Annotated in this window: 16 protein-coding genes; all 16 read right to left on the reverse strand. The window is 58.9% G+C overall.

Going from position 1 to position 17321, the window contains the following annotated elements:
• Positions 1-132 precede the first annotated feature (132 nt).
• Positions 133-717, reverse strand: a complete 585-nt coding sequence (locus LZP73_RS06695) for a Maf family protein (protein WP_234233689.1) — start codon at positions 715-717, stop codon at positions 133-135.
• Between the two features lies 1 nt (position 718).
• Positions 719-1207, reverse strand: coding sequence for a rod shape-determining protein MreD (gene mreD / locus LZP73_RS06700; protein ID WP_169563898.1), 489 nt, complete (start codon positions 1205-1207; stop codon positions 719-721).
• Positions 1204-2088, reverse strand: coding sequence for a rod shape-determining protein MreC (mreC, locus tag LZP73_RS06705; RefSeq protein ID WP_234233690.1), 885 nt, complete (start codon positions 2086-2088; stop codon positions 1204-1206). The genes mreD and mreC overlap by 4 nt, the downstream gene beginning before the upstream one ends.
• 51 nt (positions 2089-2139) lie before the next feature.
• Positions 2140-3189 (reverse strand): rod shape-determining protein, encoded by a 1050-nt coding sequence (locus LZP73_RS06710; protein WP_169563897.1) that lies wholly within the window; start codon positions 3187-3189, stop codon positions 2140-2142.
• 307 nt (positions 3190-3496) lie between these two features.
• Positions 3497-7912: a DUF6701 domain-containing protein gene (locus tag LZP73_RS06715; protein WP_234233691.1), complete on the reverse strand. Its 4416-nt coding sequence runs from the start codon at positions 7910-7912 to the stop codon at positions 3497-3499.
• Positions 7905-8366: an MSHA biogenesis protein MshP gene (locus tag LZP73_RS06720; protein WP_234233692.1), complete on the reverse strand. Its 462-nt coding sequence runs from the start codon at positions 8364-8366 to the stop codon at positions 7905-7907. Before LZP73_RS06720 ends, LZP73_RS06715 begins: the two co-directional genes overlap by 8 nt.
• Positions 8356-9204 (reverse strand): PilW family protein, encoded by an 849-nt coding sequence (locus LZP73_RS06725; protein WP_234233693.1) that lies wholly within the window; start codon positions 9202-9204, stop codon positions 8356-8358. Before LZP73_RS06725 ends, LZP73_RS06720 begins: the two co-directional genes overlap by 11 nt.
• Complete coding sequence (locus LZP73_RS06730; protein ID WP_234233694.1) at positions 9204-9734, reverse strand: type IV pilus modification PilV family protein; 531 nt, start codon at positions 9732-9734, stop codon at positions 9204-9206. The genes LZP73_RS06725 and LZP73_RS06730 overlap by 1 nt, the downstream gene beginning before the upstream one ends.
• Entirely contained in the window at positions 9724-10206 is a 483-nt protein-coding gene (locus LZP73_RS06735; protein ID WP_234233695.1) for a type II secretion system protein, read from the reverse strand. Before LZP73_RS06735 ends, LZP73_RS06730 begins: the two co-directional genes overlap by 11 nt.
• 114 nt (positions 10207-10320) lie before the next feature.
• Positions 10321-10851, reverse strand: a complete 531-nt coding sequence (locus LZP73_RS06740) for a type II secretion system protein (RefSeq protein ID WP_234233696.1) — start codon at positions 10849-10851, stop codon at positions 10321-10323.
• A gap of 80 nt (positions 10852-10931) precedes the next feature.
• Positions 10932-11534: a prepilin-type N-terminal cleavage/methylation domain-containing protein gene (locus LZP73_RS06745; RefSeq protein ID WP_234233697.1), complete on the reverse strand. Its 603-nt coding sequence runs from the start codon at positions 11532-11534 to the stop codon at positions 10932-10934.
• A gap of 79 nt (positions 11535-11613) precedes the next feature.
• Positions 11614-12102, reverse strand: a complete 489-nt coding sequence (locus LZP73_RS06750) for an MSHA biogenesis protein MshF (RefSeq protein ID WP_234233698.1) — start codon at positions 12100-12102, stop codon at positions 11614-11616.
• 36 nt (positions 12103-12138) lie between these two features.
• The gene (locus tag LZP73_RS06755) at positions 12139-13359 is read right to left on the reverse strand and encodes a type II secretion system F family protein (protein WP_234233699.1); all 1221 of its coding nucleotides are present in this window, start codon (positions 13357-13359) and stop codon (positions 12139-12141) included.
• 1 nt (position 13360) lies between these two features.
• Positions 13361-15121 carry a GspE/PulE family protein gene (locus tag LZP73_RS06760; protein WP_234233700.1) on the reverse strand — a complete coding sequence of 587 codons (1761 nt, stop codon included), beginning with the start codon at positions 15119-15121 and terminating at the stop codon, positions 13361-13363.
• Entirely contained in the window at positions 15118-16410 is a 1293-nt protein-coding gene (locus LZP73_RS06765; protein ID WP_234233701.1) for a tetratricopeptide repeat protein, read from the reverse strand. The genes LZP73_RS06760 and LZP73_RS06765 overlap by 4 nt, the downstream gene beginning before the upstream one ends.
• Positions 16407-17315: an ExeA family protein gene (locus LZP73_RS06770; protein WP_234234241.1), complete on the reverse strand. Its 909-nt coding sequence runs from the start codon at positions 17313-17315 to the stop codon at positions 16407-16409. The genes LZP73_RS06765 and LZP73_RS06770 overlap by 4 nt, the downstream gene beginning before the upstream one ends.
• Positions 17316-17321 lie beyond the last annotated feature (6 nt).

The following is a 17321-nucleotide window of genomic DNA, read 5'->3' on the forward strand; positions in this document are numbered from 1 at the left end:
TGCCCTGCGGCAACCGAGTCGATAAAGCATAGCTAATTTATAGACAACACCTGCCCGGGCGCAGTTCACTGGCTTATCCCTTTCCTCGTGATAAAGACCGAAGCACAAGAAGTTAACTTGCAGGCCGTTAACTCACAGGCAGCCCATGGCGTAGAGCAATTCACGGGTTTCCACCAAGGGCAGGCCGACCACAGACGAATAACTGCCATCTATGGCGGCCACGAAACAACCGCCAAGGCCCTGAATACCGTAGGCACCTGCCTTATCCAGCGGCTCTCCCGTGGCCACATAGGCATCTATGTCGCCGGCAGACATGGGGCTGAAACGCACCGAGGTTTCACTCAAGCGAGTGAGTGTTTGCTTACCGTCGGTGATCGCTACCGCCGTCATCACCCTGTGGGTCCGGCCCGACAAACGCGTCAACATGGCCTTGGCGTCGGCGGCGTCCATGGGCTTGCCCAGGATCTCCTCGCCCAACACCACTATGGTATCTGATCCCAACACCACAGGCTCGGGCAGCTGGCGGCATAAATCCAAGCCTACCCTGGCCTTGCCAACGGCCAGGCGCAACACATGCTCCGCGGCGGTTTCTCCTTCAAGGTAGGCTTCGTCTATGTCGGGCGACACCTGCTCGAAGCTGAACCCTTCCTTGCCCAATCCAAGTTGACCGAGCAATTCGCGGCGGCGGGGAGAAGTCGAGGCTAATACCAGGGTCATACTAACGCACCTTATAAAGACGCCGCACCCGGCGCAATATCAAGAATAGCCAAGGCCAGATGACCAGGCTGGAGACCGCCGGCAACAGGAAGTCCGGCTCAAATTTGGCGCCGCTGATGACAAACTCCAGCCAGAAAATCACCAGGTGATACAAGAGCACCAGACACATGACCAGGAGAGTCTGTTGCCAGCGGGGGAAATGCCGTATCCGCTGGAAGTGCAGCACCACCACATAGACCACCAGGGACAGCGCCAGCGCCCGGATCCCCAGGTTGGCTCCAAGCAAGATGTCCAATGCCACCCCCAGCACCCAGGCGGTGAGAATATTATACCTGTGGGGCAGGGCCACCGCCCAATAGATGATGACCATCAGGAGCCAATCCGGGCGCCACGACTCGACCACCTCGGGCAAGGGCATGATCTGGAATAGGATGCCGAGAAACAAGGTCACCCAAACGGCCATGCGGCCATTGGCGGCTTGTATATTCATTGGCCCTCCGCGGGTTCGACGGCGGCTGGCCGGTCGGCGGGCGCAGCAGCGGCCGCCCCTGGCTGGCTCGCTTCACCCGGCCAGATCAGCAGGAGGTAGCGGATCCTGTCCAAGGCGGCCAGCGGCTGGGCCGTGACCCTGGCATAGTTCTGGCCATCTTCGGTCGCGACTTCGATCACCCGTGCCACAGGATAGCCCTCGGGAAAACGATTGCCCAGACCCGAGGTCACCAGCAGATCGCCGACCCGCACATCCGTGCTCTTGGCCACATGGCGCAGTTCAATTTCATCCAGCTCGCCGGTGCCGTTGGCCACCATGCGCACATCGTTGCGGGTGATACGCACGGGCAAGCCATGGGTCACATCCGACAACAGCAATACCCTGCTGGTCAGTTCGCTGACTTCCACCACCTGACCGACCACCCCCAGGGCATCGACCACGGGCTGGCCGACAAATACCCCACTGCGGGCGCCGTGGTTGAGCACCACATACTGATGGAAGGGATCGCTGGCGACTTCCATCACCTCGGCCACCATCTTGCGCGAGTCCAGATGCACGGGCGAGCCCAGCAAGGCCCGCAGGCGCTCGTTCTCCTGCCTGACGTGCTCGAACCTCTGCAGGCGTTCGCTCATCAGCAGCTGTTGCCTGAGCAGTTCCTTATTCTGGACCGCCAGCATGTTGCGGGTGGCAAAGCTTTCGGCAGACCAGTCGAGCAGCGCGCCCGGCACATTGGCCAGATACTGCAGGGGACTGAGCAGGGACGACAGGGACTGGCGCACCGGCTCCAGCCTATGATTGGCCACGAGCAGGACCACCGACAATATGATTGCCAGTGTGAGCCTGAATTGATTGGATATACCGCGAGCGAAAATTGGTTTCATAGAAAAAAGTAAGGCGGCTATTAACCGCCTCGACTTAACTTATCCGTACCCTTAATTCTCTTCGGAGAAAAGATCGCCACCGTGCATGTCGATCATCTCCAACGCCTTGCCACCGCCACGGGCGACGCAGGTCAGAGGATCTTCGGCCACCATCACGGGAATGCCCGTCTCTTGCATCAGCAGCCTGTCCAGATCCCGCAGCAGGGCGCCACCACCCGTCAGCACCATGCCACGCTCTGAGATGTCCGAGGCCAGTTCCGGCGGAGACTGCTCCAGCGCCACCATCACGGCACTGACTATGCCCGAAAGAGGTTCTTGCAGCGCTTCGAGGATTTCGTTGCTGTTGAGGGTGAAGCTGCGCGGTACGCCTTCGGCCAAGTTGCGGCCGCGGACTTCGATTTCCAGCACTTCATCGCCCGGATAGGCAGTGCCTATGGTGTGCTTGATGCGCTCGGCCGTGGCCTCACCTATCAAACTGCCGTAGTTACGACGTACATAGTTGATGATGGCATCGTCAAACTTATCGCCGCCGATGCGCACAGACGAAGAGTACACCACGCCGTTGAGGGAGATGATGGCCACTTCCGTGGTGCCACCGCCAATATCGACCACCATGGAGCCGGTCGCCTCTGAGACAGGCAAGCCGGCACCGATCGCCGCCGCCATAGGCTCTTCGATCAGATACACCTCACGGGCACCCGCGCCCATGGCAGATTCACGTATGGCGCGGCGTTCTACCTGAGTGGCGCCGACAGGCACACACACCAGCACCCTGGGGCTGGGACGGAAGAAACTGTTGTTATGCACTTGCTTGATGAAGTGCTGCAACATCTTCTCGGTCACATAAAAATCGGCAATCACCCCATCTTTCATGGGACGAATGGCCTGGATGTTGCCTGGGGTCCGGCCCAACATCTGTTTTGCTTCTGTGCCAACCGCGGCAACAGACTTCTGACCAGAGCTATTGCGCTCGCCACGGATAGCAACAACCGAAGGTTCATTGAGCACTATGCCTTCATCACGTACATAAATTAATGTATTTGCCGTACCCAAATCGATCGAGAGATCGTTAGAAAAAATGCCACGTAGCTTCTTGAACATGTAACTAGCCTGTATTCTGTGGAGTCAGAAGAAAAGAAAAATCAGCTAACTTTATCAACGCCACCCAGATTCCACAAGACTGATGAGGTTAACAATCGCTAATGAGGTGTTTTTTTTTACCATATGCAGGTTCGTAGGCGGTTTTACGCAATTTTTGAGCTGTTAAGGCCCGAGTCAGGCTAAAAAACCACCGAAGCAAGCCAGTGAAAAACCGGGCCAATTCGGCTCAAGGTTCGGCTTATCTTCAAATCAGCCCAGGATGTGCGGTTAAGGGGCAAAAAAAGCCCCACCCGGGTGCCATGCCTTATCAGTGAAGTTCGCGCCAATAGATGATCTTGTCATGGCCACGGTAGCGACCGAAATAGGCGCTGGCGCGGGGATCGGATAGGGCATTGGCATCCGCCTCGTCCCAATTCCAATACCACTTGAGCCAATCGGGCACCGGCAAGGGTGCAGTCACCTGGCCACGGTAAGGCGCTGCGTCGCCTGCAGCCAATGCCCGCCAATACAGGGAAAACTCGCCGGCGGCAGCCTTTGCCGTGCCACTGGCCGCCTCATCGCTGCGGGTCACACTCTGATCCGTCAGCAGATCCGGCGCATAGTTGTAGCCGTCGGCATCGTCGAGTTGCGATGTCAATCCAGGCACGACACTGGTGCAGGCATCCTCGACATTGGTGACCCAGCTTGCGCCATTCCAATACTCGGCTCTCCCTGCCATGAGCAACGTCTCTGTCTCGGCGCCATAGGTGTTGTCCAGCACCAGCCGGCCATGGCGCATGTCAGGTGACTGACTCGCGTTTTCATCGAACTGGATGCCCTCGAATACATAGCCAAGGCAAGCGCCGGCAGCTTGGAGTTGGTAGCAAATTCCATCTGCATCCTTTAGATCCTCTGCTGTCAGCACAAGATCCAACTGCCCACTGAAAGGCGTAACCGACAATGGCGGGATCTTGTGATACAGGAGTCGGGCATTCATCAAGTAGGCGTTCTTCACGGCCGCCGCATCTGCTGGGCTCAGCTCGACGGTACCGGGTGCCACCGTCCCAGCTTCAACCGAGGCAGAACCAGATTGGTCCTGATAACTGCGTTCCGCCCAGGCATTTTGATAACGCCACCAATCGTTAACTTGATAATTATGAGTGACTTCCCCCTTGAGCGAATAACCCTGAATATCCAACTTGGGTTCTGCCCCCGTCGCAAAGCTGAAGGGCTGATCAAGATAAGTAAACACACCACAACTTGGGGCCAGCTTGGGGGTATTGGGGCTAATGCCCAGGTAGCCAGGCGTAAAACGTCCCACATTGGCCGTTTTCGCCAAAAGATTTTGAATGCCTAGGTCTTCGGTGCTTAAGTTTGCTCCAAGATAGTCGGCTGGCGACTCGGCGGTAAACTTAAACACCCCGACTTCGCTGATAGACTGCTTAACAAGATTGAGGTTGCTCGCGGCTGCGGCATGATCATACTCGGTTTGCCCCAGCCCACCTGCCACACCGGAGCTAGGCGCCACCAGCTCACTGGCCAACTTGATCTTGCCTATGGGGGCATAGTTGGGGGTCGTTGTGCTGTTGGCACAAAAATCCGATGTCTTGGTATTACCAGCCTGCCACGCCATGCCCTGCACAGCCAAATCGAACTCTTCGCCGGCTTTTTTGTATATAGAACAGCTCGCGTCCCCCGCAGAACAGCTCGCATCGATACCGACAGCCTTAACACACAGGCCCACGGGCACACTGACAAACTGATCCGCGCCCGTCATCACCAGCCCTGACTCTTCTCCCGTGCCTGTGTATCTGGCATTGAGCTGCATCTTGCCGGCGTCGGGATAATTGACTGAGAAGGAGGCCTGTCCCTGGGCATCGAACGAGAGCGTGATGTCTGTCGCCAGCGACGCCTGATTGCTTACCGGCACAGGCCCAGAGCTTCCCGTGGCTAGGGTGACTTCCTGGCTGGCGGCGCGCACCGTCGGCTGCAGGTAGTCACTCCAGAACTCCAGCGGCTTATCTTCGCCGGCGAAAGCGGCAACACAGGCCTGGGTCCCGTCATCCTTCTTCACCGCCTTGAGCCGAATGTTATCGGCCGGCTTATTGGCCAGCTTGTCCGGCACATCGAAGATGAAACCTGCATCGGCAAAGTCCAGGGTGCAGGCGTCACTGCTCAGCGGACCGCTGCCCTGGCGGCATAATGTCTGGCTCAGGGGCTTGGTGGCAGGTGTCGAGCCGGTCACGCCCACAGTGACGCTGCCGGCGGTGTTTTTTCGCAGTTTTAATTGGGTGCTGCCGCCGCTGAATCGCGCCACGCTGCCGCCGACCCAACCGCCGCCCGGCAGCGTGGCGGGGCTGAGGTTGGCAGTCACTTCCCCGCTAACCAGCTCGGAGCAATCGGCATTGGCACAGGCATAGAGGGTCAGGCTTGAGGCATCACAGGTCAGTCCATTGCCGGTATGCTCGAACTGGAAGTGATCTATCTGGGCATCGACGGGATCTGATTGGATGGCACAGACTTCAATGTTGTCGATTTCATGCACATTGGTCTCGCTGCCGGTGGAACCGGTCAGTGACAGCAGCAGCTGATCCGGTACCTGCGCCTGGCCGGATTCCGCCAGCGCATCGAAAGTCGGAACCAGGGCGACAAAACCGCTGCCGCTATCGCGCTCGACCGTTACCCAGGAGTGCCCGGCCACCCGGGAGTCTATGGTGAGCCGGTAGCGATGGGCCGGGGTGACATAGTTATTGTCCACCGCCGGGCTGAGGCAGTCGCCACCGCTGTTGCTGCTGCCATCGCTGCAGCTGCCATGCAGATAGTTATAGCCGCTCTCACCCGAGCCTGAGCCGCGCACCACCACGGCCTGACGCCTGGTGCCGATGCTGTTTCCTCCGCCTTCGGCGGAGAAGTTACCGTACTCGTCTATGCCGACCCCCAGCCAGCCACCGGCGAATCCGGGAATACCCGGCTTGAAGCCATAGCCAAGGGGACCGCCGAAGGCCCCCGGCTGCGGCGTCACCGCGGCATCGGAAAGCACCAGCGCCATACCATCTGCACCACTGCCGCCATAGGCATACTGATCGAACTCCAGGGTGATCAGGTTATCCGCCGCCGGAAATAGCCGCTGAAAGGTCACGGCCGTCGCCTGTTCGACCTCCGCCTGGGTCATGCGCAACTTGTTGTCCACCACCGAGGGGGTAAAGTCGCCGCTGCTGCGGGAACTGACCCAATTGCCCCCGAGCGTACTGCCGGAGAAGCTGTCACTGATGCAAGTCAGCGACTGCTGTACCTTTTCCAGTGCCACGAAGCCATAATTTTCGGCCCTGTGCTCACGATCCGAGTAGTAGTAAGTATCTTCGTCGTTGACCATGCTGACCCGGGTGGCACTCAAGTCACAGCGCCTGAGCCAGCCACCATTGACGCCGGCACGGGAACTCTTGCCGGCCACCAGAGTCGGCACGGCGTCGAAGCCGGTTAAGTCTGTATGGTAGCCACACTGCTGCGACAGGCTGGCATCGTTGCTGCCTCCCCCATGGGTCACACCCGTACCGAATTGATAATTCAGTTGCTCGCCATTGAGCGTGAGACTGCCGCTGCCCGGCTGCAGCGCCAGATAGCCTATGGTCTCGTCATAGGGCAGCGTCCAATTGCCGCCGGGTCGACAATATACTGTGCCATTGTAATAATCGTAGGCCTCTGAGGTATCCAGATTCAGCTGGATACCGTCGCTATAGGGCTGCGACACGCTGGTGAGCCAGCAGCTGTTGTTGCGGCTCTGCAACTGGTTGAGCACCACATCCAGGCCGCTAGCCAGCGGCACATCGACCCAGTCCGAGTAGGCCAGGTTCAGGGCATGATTCGTGGTCACGCTGCCGGCCTTGAGCTTGCTGCCGTCCGGCAGGGTGTAGGTACCAGGCGCCACCGCGAGCCAATGCACCTCGGCCATGGTCCGGGAAGCCACTGTGTTGCCCGGCGGCTCTTGTTGTGACCAGCTGAAACCACTGCTCGATACAGTGCCGAGAAACACAGAGGCAGGGCCGTCGCTGGTCTTGGGAGCATTGCTGTCTATGGTCGGCATCAGAAACACCAGCGGGGTCACGCCGTCGGGGAAGGGAGTGTCGAAGCTGACACTGGTGGAACTCGCCTTGCCAAATTGCAGCGCCAGCGCCTCCCCGGGCCCCGGGTTCTGGGCGTTTGTACAGGAACCACCTAAGTCGGCATTGTCCACGGCGGCGGCATCATAGTTAACCCTATCACCGACATCCATGGCACCGCCCGCCGCCAGGGCACCGTCGATTCTGGCATTGCCGGACAGGGTCACCGAGCCGGCGACATAGACAATGCCATTGATATAATTCTTGCCTGCAATGGACAGGCTGCCCCTGACATAGATGAACAAGTTCTCCGTGTTGCCGAAGGCATTCATGGTGGCATTATTCATGGTCAGGGAATCGAAATAGAGCCTGGTGGTGGCCCCCTGGGTAGAGATGGACGACCTGTTGCCCAGATAACCTGAGCCGAAACTATAATCTCCGGGACTGAAGCTACTGCTATGGCCACTGCAACCATTTCTATTGCAATACAGATCCCCCAATGACGGCATATCGGCCGGCGGGGTCAACACTGTGCCCTGATTGCCGCTGGGCTCCGAGGTGAAAATACTGTCACACTGAGGGGCCGCCTGCAGCAACGTCGGCAACAGCAACAGCAAGGCAGTGAGGATTTGCAGGGTTCTAGTCACGGGCCGCGACCTCGACACTGCGGCTCACCCGCAGGCAGCTGCCTTCATCGCCGCCGCTGCAGTTGCCGCTCTCACAGGTGGCTGTGCTGCCGATACTGTATTGGGTGAAGCCAGCGGCACTGACCGAGGTGCAGCGGTAGCTGACCCGGCAGCCATGGAATCCCACCACAGCCGGCGGCTTCCAGGCTGTGTCGGCGCTATTGCAGACACCCGCGCCCCCCGCCAGCGGGAATAACTGCGCCAAGGCCGCATCGGCGCCGCTGTTGGCGGCGGCGAGGGCGCGGGTCCCCCAGACTTCCTGAGTCAAACCTGTGTCGGCATCCTGGACTATTCGGATCAGGGCCGATGCCAACAGGGACATGACGGTAATCACGAAGATGGCGATCACCAGGGCGCTGCCACGCTGGCGCCCCATGAGAAAGTGTGGATATCCGCCAGCAGACTTAAGGAACATTGATCACCTGCACCTGATGTTGATACTGAAAACTCTCGCCGTTGATCGCAAATCTGGGCCTCAGTTGCACCAAGGCATTGTTGACCAGGGTCGCGGGCGTCAGCTCGATAGGCAACTGCGCCGGCTGTGAGAAATCGTTGACTATGCCCTGCGCCATCAAGACCCCAGTGCCCATGTCCGGCGGCGCCAATTGGCTGGGATGATTGATGCCGTAGCCTGTGTAACGCAGCATATCGCCGTCGTTGCTGCCGCCGTGAAAAATGCAATAGCTGACGGGCCCGCTGGCAACATAGAACCTTTGCCTGGGCGAGGCCTCATCGAAGCGGATCTTTTGTGTGAAGGTGAAATTCCAGCTGTCGCCGCTGCGCTGCACCGCCTTGAGGCTGAACATTTTCCCCTGGCTGGCGGCGGGATCGGCGTAGACATCGGCCGGCGTCAGCGGATAGATCAGCAGCAGCTGCCCGGCCGCGACACTGGCTGTTGTCGCTATGCCTGTGCCCACCTCGGCCTTGGCCCCGGGCTTGAATGGCATATCCAGATAGCTGGAGCTGGCGGCAATAGGCAGCCACTCCAGGCATTGATACCCTGCCTCGGTCCGCAGCCGCACACTGCCCGGCACCGCGGAGCGGATCTCCCGGATAAGGCGCTCCATGGCGAAACGGCTCTGGCTCAGCACCCGATCGACAGAACTGGATTCGACGAAGATGCGGGTGCCGAAGATGACGAAGCTGCTGACCCCGACCACCAGGACTCCGAGGATAAGTATCACAGTCACCAGCTCAACCAGGGTGAAGCCAGATGTTGAACCCGGGGGCAAGGCGCGTGAATTCAGCCGCATCAGTAATTGCTCCTGACGGCATGGTAAGTGATCACTTCGCCGTTGGGGGTGGTGACATCGACGGTCACCAGCTTGGTATCGGCCACGGCGCCCAAAGCCACAACCACTGAGAGGCGGTAGTTGGGATAGGCATCGGCATAGGTCTGGCTCGAGTTCAGCATCTTGGCCGTTTCATCCAAGTCGTTGTAGTCGTCGACATCGTCGAAGTCATTCCTGCCCTCACCGGCTTCCGGACCAAAATCTGTGGCTTGGGTACAGGCGGCGCCGACAGGGCTGTCGCAGGCCGGCACCCCGCCGCTGGCGGTATTTTCATCGTACCTCTTGCCCCAGATCTCGTTCAGTATGGCGTGGGCCAACTCGGCGCTGCGCATCCTATGCAGGGTCCCGGCGGCCCTGTCGGCCTGGGGGAACAGGACGCCGGTCAGCAGCACCATGGCGATGGCGATCACCAGCATGCCGACGACCAACTCTATCAGGGTAAAGCCCTTCAGCCTGACCGAAGAGCGAAAGCGCGCTGGGCTAGTTGGCATAGATGTAGCCCTCGGAGGAAATGGCGATCATCAGGGTATCATCGGCACGCACCTCGATGCAGTTGCCATTGCAGTTCAGCGAGCTGCGGCCATCGGCATCGAAGTCCAGGTTGAAATTCTGACCATTGAAGGCAAGCAATGCCAGCGAGGCGCCGCCCTGGAACCTCTGTTCGGCGTCCGTGTCCAGCACAGTCCCGCTGCAGGCCTTGCCTGACCGGCCGGGAAACTGCTGCAATCGATAGCCTGTGCTGCTCACGGCAACACGAAAGCATCTGTCGGTATTATTCAGGGCTTGCAGCTGCACCCGGCGCAACTCGGCAATAAACTCGTTGCGCAGGCTGAAGGCGCTGTAGGCAGAGGTCCCCAGCAGGCGCGGCAGGACAGCCACGGCCAGGATGGCAATCAACAGGATAGTGGTCACCAACTCCACCAGAGTGAAACCTCTCTGCTTCGAGGGGCTAGCTGCATACATCTGTTTGATCTGCTCCGGTATCCAGGTCCAGCCAGTATGGCAAATAATACTAAGGGGTTGAAGACTCAAGACAAAAAAGGCCTGCATTGCAGGCCTTCTTAACGTCACTGAAGATTAACAACCAGTAGCTGTAATAACATACTGTGGAGCAGCGGCAGCTACTGCTGCAACAGGAGGAGTGGCAGTAGCATCCTCTGCAACGGCCGCAGTCGCTTCTGTGTAGGTCAAGAAGCAACCGGCAGGCGCACCGTGTTGGGAAATTACCGCTGTTCCAGGTGTTCCAGCCGTTACGTTAATGATCCAATCTTCAGCCGTTGTCTGAGGGTCTGCCAGAGGATCGAAACCTACATCCATACCCGCTTCCAAGGCAGCTTCGGTGGCTCTCATGTAACCATCCAGAGTCGCCACAGTAACACCGGTTGCGATAGTGACTGTGGTATCGCCTGTTTCGCTACCCGATAAGGCAGCTTTTGAATAAACCAAGCTGTTGGCGCCCTGAATCGCGCCTTTCAGGCCCTGCAACGCCGATACCCGAGCATCGCCCTGCAGGTTGATGAACTTGGGCGCGGCGGTAACCGCCAGGATGCCGAGGATGATGATGACCACTACTAATTCGATCAGGGTAAAACCTTGTTGCTTTTGCATTAAAGACCTCTATCCGTATTTTTGTTAACTGTGAATCTATTGGTTTGTTGGAATCTATTATGAAAATCTAAAACTCATACTCAATTGCTGAAGCTGTCTATCTGGCCGGTAGCAGGGTTATAGGTAATGCCCCTGGCGCCGGCCGTAGTCTGGGTTGGCACGGGTGACGCCACGCCACTGGTGGTATTGAGCACGAGCGATGTCACCTGGTAATACAGACACAGGTCCACGCCGGTCACTGCCGCTCCCGCGATAGAAGTCGCAGCGCCGCCGCCCGCTCCCAGCACCTGTACCGCATAGCGTTGATTACGCGCATCGGCGTCGATCAGCACGTTACGGGGCGAACTCTGGAGCACGGCATCGAAGACTTCCTGGCAGCTAGCGTTCGTCATTGCGGTCGCAGAGGTATTGCTCAGGCCCGTAGGGTAACCAAAGCGTGGATCCAGCGACACGCTGGTGCCGTCCAGCACTACGCTGGAGTTCAAACGGCCATCGACCTCCCACTGGGAGCGCACAAAGCTGACTGCGGTCGACAAGCCACCGGCTACACCGTCGACGCTGGCATCTTCGGCCTCATCCGTCACGTTTAAAAAACGCGGGATCGCCGTTGCGGCCAACAGGCCCAATATCACTATCACTATCACCAGTTCTATGAGTGAAAAACCGGTTTGTTTACGTTTCATCCGCTGCACCCCAATCACAAGAGCATTTATTCTACCAGTTAAAGCAGTTTAAAAAACCCCCTGTTTTAACAATATTTTATTAATTCGTCAAAAAAATGACTCCGCCGGAATCAAGGCGATACACCAGGCTGTCGCCCTGTTCCTGTGCGAAACGACAAGTGTCATCGCTCGCCCGGTAACTGGCCGTCAGGGCATAGGCTGCGGGATCTTTGCCCATCAATTGCTGCCACAGCGCCCGACAACCCGCATCATCCTGGCTGTCGGGCAGAGGCCAGCCCCGCCCGCTCATGCGCACCCGCCCCGGCGCCTGAGTTGGCTGTTCCGCCGTGGTTTGCCAGTTCAGCGGCAGCGCCCGGGGTTTGCCCAATAACAGCCATTGGGAACGCACCATGGCCAGCACGTTTAACAGGCGTGTATGCTCCTGCTCCAAATTGCGGCTCGCCAGCTGCGGCAACCCGGAAAAATATTTGAATCCGATAATCGCCATTATGACCAGCACAGGCACCAGGGTCATCATGCCGCCATAGACCCCCAACAACTCACTCTCGGCCTTCTGTTCACGCCGCATCCTGTCACCTCCCTCGACCAGACTTAAGCTATCCGCCTATTTGCCGCCCTTGACCGCATTGAGCATGTCCCACATGGGCAAGTAGATCCCCAGGGCCAGCACCAAGACGATGACAGCCACTATGCCTATCAATATGGGCTCCAGCTTGGCGGTCACATTCTTGAGGTCATAGTCCACTTCGCCTTCATAGAAGTCGGCGGCATCGTTGAGCAACTGATCTATCTGCCCAGTTTCCTCACCGACGGCCACCATCTGCAACACCAGCGGGGTAAAGAGTTGGCTCTGGGCCGAGACTCTCAGCATGGCCTCGCCCGACTCTATGCCGCGGCGCATGCCGACTATCCTGTCGTGCATATAAGCGTTATCCACGGCATCGGCCACCAGGCTCAGGGCTTGGGTCATGGGCACGCCGGCGCTGAGCATCATGGAAAAACTGCGGCAATAGCGCGACAGGGTCGAGCGCTCTATTATGCTGCCCACCACGGGAATGCGCAGCTTCCAGCGATCCCACTGCTTCTCGCCACGCTCCGTCTTATGCCAGTAACGTATGCCGACCAAGCCGCCGCCGAGCCCCAGGAGCATCAAGGGCCAGTAATTGACGAATAGATTCGAGGTCGCGATCAGCAGCTTGGTCGCCCAGGGCAGCTCGGCGCCGAAGCGGGAAAACATGGCGGTAAACTTGGGGATCACCATGATGTTGAGCACCACCATGGCGATGGCTATGGTGAACAGCACGAACATGGGGTAGCGCATGGCCGACTTGATCCGCCTGCGGGTCTCCTGCTCACGTTCTATGTAGCCGGACAACTGAATGAAGGCATCTTCCAGCTTACCCGTGTTCTCCCCCACATGGATCATGGAGACAAACAGGGCGTCGAACACATCCGGATGATGATTCATCGCCGACGACAATGGCCGTCCCGAGACCAGCTGCTCGGAAATATTATTCAATGCCAGCTTCATGCGCTGCGAATGTGTGGTTTCCGACAGGCCGGCGATGGCACGCAGTATGGGGATGCCGGAGCGGGTGAGCGAGTACATCTGCCGGGTAAAAATTTGCAGCTCATCCAGGCTTACCTTGCGGCCAAACAAGGACGAGAAATTAATTTCCTTGGTCTCTTTGGCATGCTGCAACTCTATGGGGATCACCCCGCGCGCCAACAGCTGATCTGCGGCCGCGCTCTCGCTGGCCGCTTCGAGATAACCTTTCACTTCTTCGCCGCGGGCGCCGCGGCCGCGATACTGGTAATTGGCCATATCAGTCTGCCAGGCTCTGACGGCTCATGAGATCGTCGGACAGCGGCACCCTGGCCTCGCTGACATCTTCCACCAACTTGGCAACCTCTTCCAGGGTGGTCATGCCTTCGCTCAGGTAAGTCAGGGCCGACTCGGCCAGAGGGGTAAAGTTTTTGCTGTTGAGGGCGGCACTGGCAAACGCCTGCGGATTGCCGGTACGCATGGCCTCTATCATGCTGTCGTCGAGTTCGAGGATCTCGAATATGCCGATACGGCCACGGTAGCCGCTGCCATTGCAACTCTGGCAGCCGTTGCCGACACGGAACCTGGCCCCGGAAAAGTCCCTGTGACTGACACTGGCGAGCCAGGCGCTCTCCTGGGCCGTCGGCCGGTAGTCGCAGGCGCAGTTATTGCACACACGCCGCACCAGACGCTGGGCTATGATGACCCTCAGGGCACTGGCCACCAGATAGCTGGCGGCGCCCATGTCCAACAACCGCAGGGCACTAGTGACGGCATCGTTGGTATGCAGGGTCGAGAGCACAAAGTGGCCGGTCAAGGCGCCCCGCAAACCGATTTCCACCGTCTCCTGATCACGCATCTCCCCCACCATTATGATGTCGGGATCCTGGCGCAGCGTGGTACGCAGCACGTTGGAGAAATCCAGGCCTATCTTGTGATTGACCTGTACCTGATTGATGCGTGGCAACTGGTATTCCACTGGATCTTCGACCGTGATGATCTTGCGATCCGCAGTGTTAAGCTCACTGAGGATGCCGTAGAGGGTGGTGGTCTTGCCGCTGCCCGTGGGCCCTGTCACCAGCAACATGCCGTGGGGGCGTTGAATCTGTTTGCGAATGCGCGCCAGTATCTGTGGCGGCATGCCGGTTTCATTCAGGGTCAACAGCCCGGCGGATTGATCCAGCAGACGCATCACCACGGATTCGCCATGGTAGATGGGCATGGTCGACATACGCACGTCTATCTTATGGCCCTTGATTTCCATGTGGAAACGCCCATCCTGGGGCAGACGTTTCTCCGAAATATCCAGCCCGGCCATCAGCTTGAGCCTGAGCACCAGCGCCGCGGCTATGTTCACCTCGGGCAGCAGGTTTTCATGCAGCTGGCCATCGATACGCTGCCGGATGCGCAGCGCCTTCTCACCCGGCTCTATGTGTATGTCCGAGGCGCGCATCTGCACCGCATCTTCGAAAATAGACTGGAGCAACTTGACCACTGTGGTCTCGTTATCACTGTCTCCCTGGGTCAGACCCGCGAGATCGAAGATTTCATCGGCGGCATACTCTTCTTCGAGCTTACCGGCTATCTGGGCAATCTGCTCGGTGCGCCGATAAAGATGATCGAAGGCCTGCAGCAGCTGCTGCTCTGGGGCCACGGCTATGGCAAGTTTTCTGGGCGCCAGCAGTATCTCCAGATTATCCAGCGCCTGCAGATCCGCGGGATCGCTCATGGCCACCAGCACGCCATCTTCTTGAGCCTCGACCACCAAGGCGCGATAACGCCTGGCCTGTACCTCTGGCAGCAGGTTGACTATCTCGGGCGCTATGGAGCGCCTGCTGATGTCCAGGTAAGGCAGATTGAGCTGCTGCGACAAGAACTTAAGCAGCTGATCTTCGGTCAGCGCCGCCATGTCTATCAGGGTACGGCCCAGCTTCTTGCCCGTGCTGCGCTGCTCGGTCAATGCCGCCTGCAGCTGTGCCTCGCCTATGATCTGCTCCTGGACCAGGAGATCGCCCAGACGCATCTTTAATTTAGGTTTCATGGCTTGCCCTCTAACTGTGCCAAGCGCTGTTCTACATAGGCCACGGCCGCCGCCGACAGACCCGGCTGTGCCAGGGCATAACGATAGGCCTCGGCCGCTGGCAAATATTTCTGTTGTGAATCCAGGGCATAACCCAGCCCCATGGACCAGCGACCCTGCCGGGGCTCCCGTTGCAGCAGCAGACGGTAGGCCTGTTCGGCTAAGGCATATTGCCCCAGTTTCTGGGCCAGCTCGCTCTGTTGCAGCCACTTCTGCCCTGCCAGTTCACTCGAATCGGGGAGCTGTTCCAGGGTGGCCAGCGCGGCGGCGCCCTGGCCGCCGGCCTCCTGCACCCTCGCCAACAGCAAAGTAAATTCGAACTCCTGCGGGAAGAGCATGCGCCCCTGCTGCAGTATCTCGGCCGCCTCATTCAGCCTGCCCTGGCCATAATGCAACGCGGCCAACTGCTTCCTGGCCGGATGCAGGGCGGGATCCAGCGCCAGGGCCTCGGCATAATGCGTCGCGGCCTCATGCAGCAGGCCCCCCTGCTCCGCCTCGGTCGCCAGGCTCAGGCGTTTCTGCGCCAGCTGCACCCGAGTCAGCTTAACCTCTGTCACCGCCATCCGGCCCTTGGGCGAGGCAAGCCGGCTATCCCCCGCATCCCCGAGCCTTGCCCGCCTGAGCTGCACACTCTTGGATACCTGCCCGCTGGCATGTGTGTCGACAGGCACAGCCGCAGACGGACGTTTACGCAGCTCTGTCGGCTGCGCTGCTCTCGGTTCAAATACTGCGCTAGGTTCAAATACTGCTCTCGATTCAAGTGCTGTGCTAGGTTCAAATACTGCGCTCGGCTCAAATACTGCTTGTGACTGACGCCCCTGAGCCGGCGTCTGCCCTGCAGTGCCATTCTGTGCTTCGACCTCAGCCTGGGGTTGAGCCTGGGCTTGGGCTTGTGCTTGGACCTGAGGCTGGGCTTGGTCTGGAACCTGGGCTTGAGGCTGGGCCTGAGCTTGAGTCTGGGCTTGGACTTGTGTCTGAGTCTGGGCCTGAGACGGCGCCCTCTCCAGCTTGGCCGCCTGACGGCTTTTAACCTCAGGGGCTGGGGCCGCGGCTGACGAGGAGAAGAGCTGCAGCCCGCCGTAGACCCCGAGTCCCCCCAGGACGAGCGACAGGCCACAGGCCAGGAGCCAATAACCTCTATGGGTTTGCGCCCTGCCGGGATAGCCGAGTTGCCCCGGCGCTGTGGCAGCCAGGGCATGGGGCTGCTGGCGTTTATCCAGGTCTTGTAACATCTGATTGATCACGCTCATAGCCAGGCTCCGGGTAACAGCTTCCAGCCAAATGCCAGCAGCGCTATCCCCATGAGGCTCAGCGGCAGCCAGCGCCAGCCGCGGTGCGGCACAGGATAGGCATCTTCCGTGTCGCGAATAGCCGCCAGACAGTGTTTCGCCGTCACAGTGCTGCAACCTTCGCCGAAACTGAGCAATAGACTCTTATGGGCAATAATATTGATCAATCTGGGGATCCCCCTGGATGCCTTGGCCAGCTTAAGGGTCTCACGCTTGCCAAACAGGGCTTGCCCCTGACGGCCGGCAACCGCCAGTCTATGCCTGATGTAGGCGTCGCTCTCGTCCAATGTCAACGGCCGCAGGCCATAGCTGAAGGTGATCCTCTGGCGCAGTTGCCGAAAGGATTTCAATGCCAGTCTGTCATCGAGTTCGGGTTGGCCGAACAATACCACCTGCAATAACTTGCGCTGTTCGGTTTCCAGATTGGTAAACAGCCGCAGGGCTTCCAGGCTCTCGTCCGGCAGGGCCTGGGCCTCATCCAGCACCAAGACGATGGAATGGCCATGGGCGCTGAGCGCCAGCAATTGCTGTTGGATCAGGCTGGTCAGTTGTTGTTGATCTATGTTGGCGGCGTATTTAAGCCCCAGCTCCAAAGCCACTGCCCAGCGCAACTCCGACGGTGTCAGATAGGGGTTGGGCAGATAGGCACAACGGAATTTTGCCGGCAACTCGTTGATGAGTTTCCTGCAGATCAGCGTCTTGCCTGTGCCGACTTCTCCGGTCACCTTGATGAAGCCCTCCCCCGTCTGCAAGGCTATCTGCAGCACCTGCAAGGCTTCGACATGGGGTTGCAGCCCGAAGAAGAAGCCCGTGTTGGGGGTCAGGGAAAAAGGCGCTTGGGCCAGACCGAAATGCTGCAGGTACATGGACAC

Origin of the sequence: Shewanella sp. AS16 (assembly GCF_021412365.1) — a bacterium.
Classification (GTDB): domain Bacteria; phylum Pseudomonadota; class Gammaproteobacteria; order Enterobacterales; family Shewanellaceae; genus Shewanella; species Shewanella salipaludis.